Consider the following 12,290-nt stretch of genomic DNA (forward strand, 5'->3'; position numbering starts at 1 on the left):
TAAAGATTGATTTATGCCTGCCACAAGAATGCGCTATACATTGTTAAAGGGGGACAAATAGATGAATAACGCAAAGGAAAAATTAATCGAATTGATCAAAGAGATGTCTGAAGGAGAAATTGAAAAAGTTTTAGATTTTGTGGAATATTTAATGAAAAAACAAGAAAAGCAACTCGTTCATGATTTAAGTAAAGCAAGTGAAACAAGTATAGATTTTTGGAACAACGATGTGGATGATGAGGTATGGAATCATGTATAAACAAGGCGACATTGTCCTTATCCCGATTCCATTCAGTAATTTATCTGTAACGAAACAGCGACCTGTTCTTGTTTTATCAAATGACATGTATAACCAACAAACAGAAGATTTGCTCGTAGCTGCGATTACATCCCAACTGAAAAATATCGACTATTCTATTATCATCAATCCATCGGATTTGACTGAAGGAAGCTTGAAAGTGACTTCTGCGATTAGAGCGGATAAAATTTATACGCTGTCTAAAGAGATTGTGCTCAAAAAATTCGGTAGTGTAAGCAAGGAAGTGGTGCAAAATGTAGTGTTAAAGCTGAATCATTTATATACATCCAAATTGACATTTTAACCTCTGGTTTACGCAGTACACCCGATGCGGCGTAACACTTCATCCCGGTGTTGCAAGACGTACTGTTCAAAACGAGTAATAGACTGGGCAATGTCGTTTTGATCTTTATGCAAGACGTTGGCAATCACTTCATCTTTCAGCCACTTCCATAACCGTTCAATCGGGTTTAACTGTGGAGAATACGGTGGCAAATAGATAAAGTGAAATGCAGCGCCTTCGTCGCTATCGAGGAATGCTTGCACCATGTTGGCATGATGAATACGTGCATTGTCCAACACAAGCACGATGAATCGATCCGAATATTTCTCTTTCAACAGGCGCAAAAAGTCTAGGAACGTCTCGGCATTGGCGGATGAGGCACGATGAAACACGACATCGCCTTGTTGAACGTCGACCGCACCAAAAATGGACACATGGGCATGATGACCGTAGCTCGGCACTTGTTTTTGATTGCCCACTTCTGCCCATGTCGTACGAAGCGCTTGATAGGCACGAACATGCGTCTCATCTACATAAAACATGGTAACGTTCTCGGTGATTAGTTTTTTTTTATAAATTCGAGTTCCTTTTGAAAAGCAGCTTGATGTTCTGGATTCCCTTTAACCAGCTTGTAAGTCGGACGTGTCCACGATAAACGAAGACGATGTAACAACTTGCGAATGCCTTCACGTGACATAAACACACCATATGTTTGTTGGATGTAAGATTGCAAAATGCGTGTGTTCCATGATGAAGAAATGCCCCAACCGACATCAACGGGGGTGGTGGTTAACACAAGTTGTCTGAGTGCTTGTTGCTGTTCTTCGGTAAGAAACGGCACACGACCGGGTGGTAAGCGGCGATCGAGTAAATGATCGAGTCCTCCTTCGTTAAAGCGTGAGACGTAGAGGGCAACAGATTGACGGCATAGATTGACCATTTTCGCGACATCTTTCCCGAGATACCCTTCCATGACGAGGCGAACGGCAGTAACCCGAACGCGAAGCGAAGCATCTTTGATTTTTCGTTCTTGTTTCCGAAGTGTTCGAGGGGTCCAGCCGTGATCATTTGTAATTTTAAGACGTTTCATGTCATTTCCGCTCCTTTTATACGTGGGTATTTAGGAGCAGTATAACCATAGAAAAAGGCGTTCATACAGAAGTCATTGCTTTAAAGTGCATGTATATAGATTTGATCAGCCATTTGAATATATCCTTTTCTATTTTCTCTTATATCAGGATCTGTTTCGATTTCGAAATGAGACATGATTTCCATCTCAATGAAGGTAGTCATAATAATCTCTGCCTCATCTTCAATCAGCTGTTCAATGAACTCCACTGCATCAGGGTAACCCATTTCATGTGCTGCGTATATATTTGTATCGATTAGTACTTTGGTTGACAATGCTTAATCCTCCCACTCTTCTCTATTTGCAATTCTTAATGATTCCAACACGCCTTCTTTGCTAAATAACTTTGCACTACCAGCCAGACGTTTGTGTAACGCTTTCTTTTCTTCCTTGGTTAGCTTCCTCTTTTCAGGTCGCACTTGAATGACCTCCTTCATTTGCTCTTCTGTTAGAACAGATGCTCCAATTCGGTAATGATGACGGTTTTGACGCACTATTCTCTTTAAAATTGGGCGTTTTGCCGTTCCAGTTGTTATATGATATGCGCCACGGTTCCTTTTTTTGTTAGTTCTCATTTGCATCCCCACCTTGGTTGAGGTTTTATACATATTATATCATGTTTCAAGAAGTCATATCGATTATACCTTTTAAAATATATTCCCTTTTTTCACGAGTTTTTTCTCCATAGGTTGCAATAAAGAATTTCCGATTTTTTGTTTCCGTTTTCATCTCCATACAAGCTGATATGATATAACGTGGCAAGTGATCAGCTGGATGTTAGGTCGTGGTACCTGTCCCACCCCGAGAATTATTTATAGAAACAGAGAGTCATAGCGCGGCTCTCTGTTTGTATCCATTCAGCCCAATACTAGTGCGATTTTCAGAATCCAGCACCAATAGGGCATTTCCCGTATCGAAAATGCCCTAGGAGGAATGGAGAATCGTTTGGAGAGACTCCCCACTTAGAAGTCTTTGCAACGATTCCCAAGCCGGCTTTCCGTGTTTTTGCAGGGTAGAAATGACGCTGCGAATGGTGCAGAAAGCCTCCGCATCGTCTTCCTGACGAAACGTTCCGGAAATTTTTTGTTTGACTTTCACCATCCGCAAATCGCGCTCGGCTTGGTTGTTGTCAAACGGCACTTCTTTCTTTCGCAGGAAGAGAAGCGCTTCTTGCTTGCGCTTTTCTAGACGCTGGATGAAATTCTGCGCGTTGCGGACGCCTTCATGCTTGCCTTGTCGGCAACGCTCCTCGAGTTCTCGGCGACCATTCGCTAGAAGCTCGTCGTACACGGCTTCCCAATACCGGACTTCCTCCTCCGGTAGAGCTCCGCCCGCGTTCTCCACCGCCTGTTTCATCTTCAACAGCGCTTCGCTCATCTCTTTCGACCATGAATGGCCGTAAAGTTCTGTATATGCCCGAAGCTCCCGGAGATGATGGGCGTGGCAAAGGGCATGGCTCGCCTCTGTGTACATCGGGTACACCGAATACGCATCGTGTACCATCGTTCCTTTGTACCGTGGCAAGATCCCGATGTCGTCCGTCGCTTGCTTTCCACGGGAACGATGAAGCCCGTATCGTGTGACCTTGGCAGTGGAAGCCACATGCACCCATTGGTTCTTTCTGTTCACACGCAGGCTCGTTTCATCGACGTGCAACGTCTTGGAAGCGAGCAACGCCGCTTCGATCTCTTCGAGCGCTGCTTTGAACACAGGGAGCCATCGTCTCGTCATGTTCACGACTGTGCCTGCACTCATCGAATGGTCCACTAGCGCTTTGACCATCTCCGTGACACGCTCGCACGGGATCAACTGCGCATGATTCCAGTATAAAACAAGGGAAGTGATGGCTGGTCCGTACTGGACATGATTCGTGACATAAAAAGGGAACTCTGCCTGCTGGACGAGATGACATTTCGGACACCCCTTCACTTCCCGTTCGTGTTGAGTCACTTCCATTCGAACCACTGGGAGGTCGAACACTTGGCGAATGTCTACTTGAAGCGGAGCGACATGTTCTAAAGAGTGACCACATCCTTTGCATTTGGTCACGCGGTGAAGGACTCGGTGGTCAGGATTGGGGACTTGACGGAGCGTCGTTCCTCGATGCCCCGGTTGCCCTCCCGGCTGTTTCTCCGACGGTTGGCGAGAAGGGGATTTTGCCACAAACCGGTCAGAAGACGGCGGCAAATGGCTATTGGTACTGTTTTTTTTCGTACGGGCTTCTAATTCTGCAATACGTGCTTTCAATTTTTGATTTTCTTGACGAAGTTGCTGGTTTTCTTGTCTTAATTGTTCGTTTTCTTTGATGAGTTTTTCGATGGTTTGTGCTTGGCGCTCGATTTTTGCGACCATGCTTTCGAGTGTGAAGACCGTTTGTTGGAAATCAAAAACAACGTTTGCCATCGTGTTCACCTCCCTTGTCTTGGATGGTACTAGTATAGACAAGGGGAACAGAAATAAACCCGATCTCGTAAACTTTTTCTATGTAATGGCTGAATAGTTACCTCTGTTTTTGCATGTGCGCTCCACATGATGGCAAGGTGCCGCACCACCCAGAATGACGCGAACGTTGCAAGAGTAGCAGGTAAAGCGAAATCCATTCCTCTGCCAATTTCCCAAAAACGAGATAACAAAAATTCATTTTTATCGCATCCAAGAGCCAATTTCCCTGACTTTTTTGCTTTTTATCGCAAAAAAAGAACGCTAGAAAATCCATTTTCCCCATTTGCATTTCCCTTATTCCTTTATTTTAATCAAGTTGTACTCTCCTAAATTTCTCGAAAGGATGATCCTCATGCAATACCTCGATTTGAAAATGGATTTTATGTTCAAGCAGATGTTTGGCCAACCGAGTCGCAAGTCGATTACGATGGCGTTTTTAAACGCGCTTTTGCATCGGAAAGAAGATGACCGAATCGTCGATGTGCAATTTGAAAACACCGAACTGACGAAAGAAACAGAAGACGGAAAAACAGGGCGGTTAGATGTCATTGTCCGTACGAATCTTGGCGAGCGCATTCATGTCGAGATTCAAATTATCCCGCAATACGGCATGCCTGAACGGCTGTTGTATTTACTGGGCGCGGCTATTTTCGTCTTCGCTATCAAAAGGAGAACGGTACGACACCCTTCCCCCCGACCATTATGATTGCCATCCTTAACTATCCACTTTTCCCACACGAAACAGATCGCTTCCACACCGTTTTTCACATTCGTGAAGATGAAGAACAGTTTCTTTGGAGCCCACATCTTGAATTTCATGTGCTTGATTTGTCACAATTTATGGTAAAATGGAAGAAATACCGCCGGGATGTAAAACAATCACCGGAATGGCCATGGCTAACGATGTTGTCGGCGGTGGACAGTCGGACGAAAAAGATTGATGAAGAGATGGTTCGCGAATTGGAGGGAGTCGCGATGACAGAACAAGAAATTTTAGAAGCGTTAGAAGAGTGGCAAAGTTTGAGCGTCGACCCAGAAAACCGCTACGCATACGAAATGCGGTTGAAATGGCTGCTTGATCAGCTATCGAACATTCGCGGAAGTCGGGAAGAAGGACGAGAAGAAGGTTTGAAAGAAGGTTTGAAAAGAGGATTGGAACAAGGACGGGCAGAGGGACTGAAAGAAGGCATGAAGCAAAGAGAGCGGGAAATGATTAGGAAAATGATCGAAAAAGGGATGAGCATTGCCGAGATTGCAAACATGCTTGACTTGACGGAAGAAGAAGTGAAAGGAAGAGTGAAAAATCAATAAGAAGAGGTTTCTGCGATCCCGTTTGTTAAAGAGTTACATCGGCTATCATTCTTTCTTCGAGGTGATAACAATGAAATGGCAGGAAGTGCGTACATTGTATCCAAATCAGTTTGTAAAGCTACACATATTGAAATCTCGTTTACATGGAGACAAAGAGATTATTGAAGAAGTAGCTGTTGTTGGTACAGTTCCCGATGAGAATGCCACTCGCGAGTTGTTGCAATCGAAAGGAAACGAACTCGTGTATCATACGAGTCATGAGGACATTGTTTTGCAAGTGAGAGGAATGATTAGTTTGAGAGGAAAGGCTCGCTATGCAGATTGAATATCGCGACGGTTTATTGTTTACGTCAATTGAAATTGTTTATCGTGGGAAAACGAAGAGGATTGATAATATGGTTATTGATACTGGTGCTGCTAAAACATTAATCTCGCAACATGCAGTAGAAGATATAGAGTTATGGGTGGAGAGAAGGGATCGTATTGTTACTTACTATGGAGTAGGCGGCAAAGAGCATGCATTTACAAAGAAATTGGATACAGTTAAGCTAGGCTCTTTTCAATTAAGGAAGTATGAAGTTGATTTTAGCGGAATGGATTATGCGGGAATTAACGGGTTGCTAGGATTAGACGTATTGATAGAGGATGGGTTTGTTTTAGATCTACACAAATTAAAAATGTACAATTGGTCACGGTGCCCGTCGCACCCAGAGAATTGCTAAGATTTACAGAAACAGAGAGTCATAGCGTGGCTCTCTGTTTTTGTATGTGCGCCCTGCATGGGTGTAGTCTATATGGTGAAAGTCCAAAACTGCGAAAGAAGAAGTAGCAGTTCGCTTAATGCAACGGTGTCCGTGTCGACGCGGAGTCTGAAGAAAGCGAACGACAAACTCTTGGTCTGAAAAACGCTGTTTTCGATACCTATTATCTTCAAAAGGAGAAAGTCATCCTAAGATGAGGGAGAGTTTTTTGTTGTGATCGTTTGAATTTTTGGTCGATATGTTCGTTTTCCGCAGGGGATTTGTAGTCGTTTTTACAATATTCGACAACATTTTCTGTGACATTTCAGTACAATAGAATTGACGGAGATTTTCGATTTATAAGGGAGGAAAGAGGCTTGTTAGCTGAAATACATGGGAAAATATCGTCAGACGGTTCGAACCTCAGCGAGCGTCTCGAAGACCAGTTAACAGCGAACGTGTTTGGCACGTTGCGTTATCTCCCTTTTCACAAAGGGATTCAGCCGCTTTTGAGCAGTGCTGTCTTTTTTTCTCCAGCTACTCAAACGGTATTTCAAAAAGGTTTAGCCACACAAAATGATGAGTTTATCGGCGAGAAAGTTACGTTTTGGTCAAAGAGGGAAAGAAGCGAAATGGATGTTTGGCTCGAATTGGATCATTTGACGATAGGAATTGAGGTGAAATATCACAGCTCTTTATCGTCGGACGATCAATTGGAGCGAGAGGCGCTGGATTTATTAGCGGATAAAAAACAAACTCCTAAGTTTTTGCTTTTGCTGGGGAAAGAACCGGAAGTGAACATGATGGCTAAAAGGGCGATAGAAGAGCGAAAGTTGCCAAGCGGTGTTCATTTCGGGTATATGTCATGGCAAGAAGTGTTCATGCAGCTGATGCATATGCAGAAAGATGAAACGTTAAATGAATTTGAAAGGTTAATGTTGAAAGATTTAGTTGCTTTATTGAGAAAGAAGGGATTTGAGCGTTTTCAAGGTTTCCAACATCTTTCTTATCCTATTGTTGAATATGGTTCTTATTTTTGTTTTCATTCGGATGAACAGTTTTTTCATTTTGATGTAAGTAGGATTGAAAAGGGGAGATATTATGAGTTTCACTAGTGTACGGGAAAACATTAAAAACGCGTTTGAAGTTGTACGAAAAACGTATGAGAATGTTGATAAACTGTTGGCGGAATTGGATCGTCAATCGGTTGAATGCGGATTTGTTCCAGTTATTCCACAATTTTTACGTTGGAAGTCCGATCGCGAGTATGGAGGGTGGTTCATCCAATCTTTTATTAAGCTATACCAAAGAGACTCTGCTCCGCCTTGTCAGTCGGGGAATGGATTGAAAAACGACCCAATCTATGCGATTGAACTGTCTTTTAAAGAAGAACCGCGAATGACGTTATGCAAATATGTATACCCATCTCTTGAGCATTGGGATAAACCGCCGAGCGTTTCTGAGCATTGGCTTTTCTATTGGCCTTTATACGATGGCGATAATTTTACTGATATCCAACTTGAAAATAGAATTGGCAAAACGATTCCAAACAATGAGAAGGTATCAGAGAAATATGGAAAAATTCAAGAAATTATTTGGAAGGAAATCGACTTATTATCCGTTACATCAACAAACATAAAAGATACGGTGTTTGATGAGTTGAAGCGTTTGTGATTTATGGACTTATGGACTGATACGGTGTCACGCCCCGAGGATTGTCGAGATTTGTAGAAACAGAGAGTCATAGCGCGGCTCTCTGTTTTTGTATGTGTACTTCTCCGCGATCTTTGACTCTCTTTGCTTTTTATTGTAGGAAATGTGCCTTCACATTTTGAAATTTAAATTGTTCCCTTAGGAACGCCTGCTATACGATTAGGTTTGGCTGTTTTTGTTCTCGCTGTTGAAGGAAGAAGCATATTTTGAACACATTTTGGTGATGGAGTCACGAATGTCGTTAATCGGGTTGTGTCGCTGTATAAGAGCCGCAGCTGCAACAAGAGCGCCTGGTGCTTTAGCGTGTATGATCCGCTCTCGCTTTTCTTCTCATGTCAGCTGCTAGCTCCGTATCTTCCCTAGTGACGTCATCAATTTGATCAGCCATTTGGATATGCTTTTTTATTGCGCGAGGTTTCCTCGCGGCTATTCGAAAAGATGCTGATAAAACATCCTCTCGTTCGTGTTTATACACAGCCTTCATTTTGTTTTGAGAAGCGTTTCATGCACTGTTTCTTTTTTCCCCCTCTGCGTATGTAAATGGATAAAACCATAATGGTTAATAATCGTCTCGATCAAAATTTTCTTCCGGTCTTTCCCTTTCAATTTAATATTCATTTGCCGCCCGATGGCGATAATATCGTCTTTTTTGAAGCGGGATAAAAATGAAATGGCTTCTTCTTTGTTCATCGTTTTTATTTTTTGGATAACAGCTGTGTAATCTGGTATGTCGTCTACCTTCGGTTGTTGCGCTGGTTTGTTCGTACGGGCGCTCGAGAGTCTTACGGATAAATCTGTCAACATCTCGTCAACGGTGACCGATTCATACTGCTTTAAAATCGCCAGCACTTTTTCTAAAGTATCGATTGCTGTTTGTACTTTCATACTACCACTCCATCGCCTAGCTTATTTAAAAATTCACGTGTAATATTTATAACGCCATCAATTTGTTTTGTATAATTTGAATGTGGAAAGGCAAACACCGGACAACTATGAGCCGATGCTCTCGAAATGCCGTCTCCGTGCGTTAAATAGTGTTCGAAAATATCTGTCGGGAATAGTTCTTTCAACGTACTAATGATATTGTCTTGTGTATCTTTCGGCTTGCCTCCGTATTCACGAATTTGGTTCAGCACGATGCCGATGAGTTTTGTTTCTTTGTACATTTTTGCAGCAGAACGGAATAAGTCGTTTAAGCTGCGAACTTTGTGGGTAATGGAAGAGAGACCGTATGACGACAGGCGATCTGGGATAGTGGGAATCAAGTAAAAATCGCTTGCATAAAGGGCGTTTTGCGTTACATAGTTCAAATTTGGTGGACAATCAATCAAAATAAAATCATATTGATTTTTTACCGCATTCAAGATGTTGTTCAAAATTTGAAACTTGTAAATGTCTGCTCCGATGAGCTTTTGGTCAAAGTTCGGGCGTGAATAAACAGCGATGTTCATGTCTGTGTAAATGAGGTCTTCGTGGGACGGTAGTAAATCAATGTGGTCATATACTTTGTCATTTCCGCTTTTCACGCATGCTTTTAGGATGTATTGCTCAACATTAATAGTAGATTGTTCGTTTTGCAAAAACTGTTCAAACAATTCTTTTAGTGTTCCAATCGTTGTCGGGCTATCGTACACCATCTCTGCAAATCGCTCTGGAGTTAAACATGAAATAGACAGATTACATTGGGCATCAGCATCAACTAGTAACACTTTTGGTAATGAACGGTGCCCGAGAAAACCCTCGAATTCATCAGCGGATATATGCTGCAACCCTGCAGCTAAATGATGAGTGAGCGTTGTTTTTCCAACCCCTCCTTTCCAATTAATTACACTGATTACTTTCGCTTGTTTTTTCATGATGATTCCTCCCTCGTTGTACGTGAACAGTTTATATGTATGGGGGTTATTTCTTTGTTATGACAAACTCTCTAGCACACTTCACACCCCAAAGGTTGTCAAAGTTTCATCGAAACAGAGAGTGGAATAGCCTCTCTGTTTTTTCATTTCCGCAGCAGGAATGTCACCATTTTTGCAGAAAAGCTTGAAAAAATTCCGATTTCTGACCGTTGAATTACGCAAACAAAACTAGCGTGATTACATTCGCCACGATAACCCTATTGCCGCTGCGTTGTTAAGCAAAATGGGATATACTGAAAGTGAACGAGTGGAGTGAAAAAAGCAATTTTTACGCATGATTGTACGCATGGAATTAGACGAAACAAAGCAGCGATTGTTAATCGGCTTTTTTGAAACATATGTCCAACTGTCAGACGAAGAAGAACAGCAATTACGAAACGAGGTGAGTGAAATGGAAACGAAAGAAAAAGAAAAAGAACAAGTTCTAGAGTTAATCATTTCATATGAGAAAAAAGCGTTAGAAAAAGGCTTGAAAGAAGGCATGGAACGAGGGTTACAGCAAGGCTTACAACAAGGGCTACAACAAAAAAAGGCCATATTGCGAAAAAGATGCTGGAAAAAGGGTACGACGTACAGACGATTCATGAACTAACGGAGTTGTCAGTGGAAGAAATTGAGAGGTTGAAATGATATGATGCTGTGCCTCTTTTTTAAACATGACTTTATATAACTAAGGGAGCCATTCGGCTCCCTTTAACATCTTTCCGAAATTCATCTCCCACTTCTAAACGAAGTGAAAGTGGGAGATGAATTTCGGTGAGGCGTAGGTATGAGTTGTTTCTTTTTTTGTGTTATGATATAATCAGTATTAGAAAAATGAAAGTCTGTTGTATCAATGAAATTAGACAATAATAACCATTCAGTATTCCTGTTGTATTATCATCTTGTTCTGGTGGTAAAATATCGCAGACAAGTGATTGATGATACCATATCTGACTATGCAAAAGATATGTTTGTGAGATTGGGGAAAAATTACAATATTTCCTTGGTCGAATGGAATCACGATATGGATCATGTGCATATTTTGTTCAAAGCACATCCGAATAGTGAACTATCAAAGTTCATCAATGCCTATAAAAGTGCAAGTTCTCGACTGATTAAAAAGCATTTTCCGCAAGTGAAAAGAAAACTGTGGAAAGAATATTTTTGGTCAAGAAGTTTTTGCCTGCTTACAACGGGCGGTGCCCCCCTTGAAGTAATAAAAAAATATATAGAAAATCAAGAGATGAAGTGATGTGGTGTCGATATGGTAAACAAAGCCTATCAGTTCCGCTTGTACCCAACAAAAGAACAAGAACAGCTGCTTGCCAAAACCTTCGGTTGTGTCCGTTTCGTTTATAACAAAATGCTTGAAGAACGCATACAAATTTATGAAAAGTTCAAAGACGACAAAGAAGCTTTGAAAAAACAAACATTTCCGACCCCTGCCAAGTACAAAAAGGAGTTTCCTTGGCTTAAAGAAGTGGATAGCCTTGCGTTAGCAAACGCCCAATTGAATTTGCAGAAAGCGTTTCAAAATTTCTTTTCGGGTCGTGCTGGATTTCCAAAGTTCAAAAACCGCAAGGCGAAACAGTCGTACACCACAAATGTGGTCAATGGCAATATTCAACTTTCAGATGGCTATATCAAGTTACCCAAACGGAAATGGGTCAAGTTCAAGCAACATCGGGAGATTCCTGCCCACCATATCATCAAGGCTTGTACGATCACGAAAACAAAAACAGGAAAATACTATGTTTCTATTCTTACAGAGTACGAACATCAACCTGTACCAAAAGAAATACAAACGGTTGTTGGGCTTGATTTTTCCATGAATACGCTGTATGTCGATAGCGAGGGTAAGAGAGCCAATTATCCTCGTTTCTATCGGCAAGCATTGGAAAAATTAGCGAAAGAACAACGGATATTATCACGCCGAAAGAAAGGGTCTAATCGTTGGCATAAACAGCGTCTGAAAATTGCAAAGCTACATGAAAAAATGGCGAACCAACGAAAAGACTTTCTGCATAAGGAGTCGCACCAATTAGCGAAACTTTATGATTGCGTGGTCATCGAAGACCTCAACATGAAAGGGATGTCGCAAGTCCTGAATTTCGGCAAGAGCGTTCATGACAACGGCTGGGGGATGTTCACGACATTTCTCCAATACAAGTTAGAGGAGCAAGGGAAAAAGCTTATCAAAATAGATAAGTGGTTTCCGTCATCTAAAACTTGTTCATGTTGCGGTCAAGTAAAGGAATCTTTATCGCTTTCTGAGCGTACATTCCGCTGTGAATGTGGATTCGAGAGCGACAGGGACGTCAATGCGGCAATCAATATCAAACATGAGGGCATGAAACGATTAGCGATAGCCTAACTTGTCCTCGAACCGTGGGACACACGGGGATCGCTCAGTCAACTTCCCGTCATGAGATGGGATTACCTGAGAAGCCCCCACCTCTAAGCGAAGCATAGGTGG

General features: G+C 42.0%; 15 protein-coding genes and 2 pseudogenes. 10 read left to right on the forward strand and 7 right to left on the reverse strand.

The annotated features are described in order from the left end of the window. The first annotated feature begins 61 nt into the window (after nucleotides 1–61). Nucleotides 62–259 carry a DUF2281 domain-containing protein gene (locus tag GFC30_RS09640; RefSeq protein ID WP_066324808.1) on the forward strand — a complete coding sequence of 66 codons (198 nt, stop codon included), beginning with the start codon at nucleotides 62–64 and terminating at the stop codon, nucleotides 257–259. After that, nucleotides 252–602 carry a type II toxin-antitoxin system PemK/MazF family toxin gene (locus GFC30_RS09645; RefSeq protein WP_066324810.1) on the forward strand — a complete coding sequence of 117 codons (351 nt, stop codon included), beginning with the start codon at nucleotides 252–254 and terminating at the stop codon, nucleotides 600–602. The genes GFC30_RS09640 and GFC30_RS09645 overlap by 8 nt, the downstream gene beginning before the upstream one ends. Nucleotides 603–610: 8 nt before the next feature. On the opposite strand, the gene GFC30_RS09650 is transcribed toward GFC30_RS09645, so the two are convergent. From GFC30_RS09650 to tnpC, 5 genes are all read right to left on the reverse strand, one after another. After that, the gene (locus GFC30_RS09650) at nucleotides 611–1,123 is read right to left on the reverse strand and encodes an IS630 family transposase (protein WP_066324811.1); all 513 of its coding nucleotides are present in this window, start codon (nucleotides 1,121–1,123) and stop codon (nucleotides 611–613) included. A gap of 17 nt (nucleotides 1,124–1,140) precedes the next feature. Then, complete coding sequence (locus GFC30_RS09655) at nucleotides 1,141–1,671, reverse strand: helix-turn-helix domain-containing protein (protein ID WP_066324813.1); 531 nt, start codon at nucleotides 1,669–1,671, stop codon at nucleotides 1,141–1,143. An 80-nt stretch (nucleotides 1,672–1,751) separates the two neighbouring features. Then, nucleotides 1,752–1,985 carry a hypothetical protein gene (locus tag GFC30_RS09660; RefSeq protein WP_238583486.1) on the reverse strand — a complete coding sequence of 78 codons (234 nt, stop codon included), beginning with the start codon at nucleotides 1,983–1,985 and terminating at the stop codon, nucleotides 1,752–1,754. 3 nt (nucleotides 1,986–1,988) lie between these two features. Next, nucleotides 1,989–2,285 carry a hypothetical protein gene (locus GFC30_RS09665; RefSeq protein WP_066324815.1) on the reverse strand — a complete coding sequence of 99 codons (297 nt, stop codon included), beginning with the start codon at nucleotides 2,283–2,285 and terminating at the stop codon, nucleotides 1,989–1,991. Nucleotides 2,286–2,634: 349 nt separating this feature from the next. After that, complete coding sequence (gene tnpC / locus GFC30_RS09670; protein WP_066324817.1) at nucleotides 2,635–4,113, reverse strand: IS66 family transposase; 1,479 nt, start codon at nucleotides 4,111–4,113, stop codon at nucleotides 2,635–2,637. Between the two features lie 391 nt (nucleotides 4,114–4,504). Between tnpC and GFC30_RS17860 the strand changes: the two are divergent. From GFC30_RS17860 to GFC30_RS09705, 5 genes and pseudogenes are all read left to right on the forward strand, one after another. After that, nucleotides 4,505–5,463 (forward strand): annotated as a pseudogene (locus GFC30_RS17860) (Rpn family recombination-promoting nuclease/putative transposase). A gap of 70 nt (nucleotides 5,464–5,533) precedes the next feature. Further along, nucleotides 5,534–5,788: a hypothetical protein gene (locus GFC30_RS09690; protein ID WP_066324826.1), complete on the forward strand. Its 255-nt coding sequence runs from the start codon at nucleotides 5,534–5,536 to the stop codon at nucleotides 5,786–5,788. After that, nucleotides 5,778–6,185, forward strand: coding sequence for a retropepsin-like aspartic protease (locus GFC30_RS09695; protein ID WP_066324829.1), 408 nt, complete (start codon nucleotides 5,778–5,780; stop codon nucleotides 6,183–6,185). Before GFC30_RS09690 ends, GFC30_RS09695 begins: the two co-directional genes overlap by 11 nt. A 395-nt stretch (nucleotides 6,186–6,580) precedes the next feature. After that, nucleotides 6,581–7,318, forward strand: coding sequence for a hypothetical protein (locus GFC30_RS09700; protein WP_066324832.1), 738 nt, complete (start codon nucleotides 6,581–6,583; stop codon nucleotides 7,316–7,318). Beyond that, on the forward strand, nucleotides 7,305–7,877 hold the full coding sequence (locus GFC30_RS09705; protein ID WP_066324834.1) for a hypothetical protein: 573 nt from the start codon (nucleotides 7,305–7,307) through the stop codon (nucleotides 7,875–7,877). The genes GFC30_RS09700 and GFC30_RS09705 overlap by 14 nt, the downstream gene beginning before the upstream one ends. Before the next feature lie 519 nt (nucleotides 7,878–8,396). On the opposite strand, the gene GFC30_RS09715 is transcribed toward GFC30_RS09705, so the two are convergent. Continuing rightward, nucleotides 8,397–8,801, reverse strand: a complete 405-nt coding sequence (locus tag GFC30_RS09715) for a hypothetical protein (protein WP_066324838.1) — start codon at nucleotides 8,799–8,801, stop codon at nucleotides 8,397–8,399. Then, on the reverse strand, nucleotides 8,798–9,772 hold the full coding sequence (locus GFC30_RS09720) for a ParA family protein (RefSeq protein ID WP_066324840.1): 975 nt from the start codon (nucleotides 9,770–9,772) through the stop codon (nucleotides 8,798–8,800). Before GFC30_RS09720 ends, GFC30_RS09715 begins: the two co-directional genes overlap by 4 nt. Nucleotides 9,773–9,965: 193 nt before the next feature. Here GFC30_RS09720 and GFC30_RS17475 point away from each other — a divergent pair. The 3 genes and pseudogenes from GFC30_RS17475 to GFC30_RS09735 all read left to right on the forward strand — a co-directional run. Next, nucleotides 9,966–10,462 (forward strand): annotated as a pseudogene (locus GFC30_RS17475) (DUF4351 domain-containing protein); the annotation flags it as partial. A 205-nt stretch (nucleotides 10,463–10,667) separates the two neighbouring features. Further along, on the forward strand, nucleotides 10,668–11,066 hold the full coding sequence (gene tnpA, locus GFC30_RS09730; protein WP_066324845.1) for an IS200/IS605 family transposase: 399 nt from the start codon (nucleotides 10,668–10,670) through the stop codon (nucleotides 11,064–11,066). 12 nt (nucleotides 11,067–11,078) lie between these two features. Then, nucleotides 11,079–12,188, forward strand: coding sequence for an RNA-guided endonuclease InsQ/TnpB family protein (locus GFC30_RS09735; protein WP_066323120.1), 1,110 nt, complete (start codon nucleotides 11,079–11,081; stop codon nucleotides 12,186–12,188). Nucleotides 12,189–12,290 lie beyond the last annotated feature (102 nt).

The organism is Anoxybacillus amylolyticus (genome assembly GCF_001634285.1).
GTDB lineage: Bacteria > Bacillota > Bacilli > Bacillales > Anoxybacillaceae > Anoxybacteroides > Anoxybacteroides amylolyticum.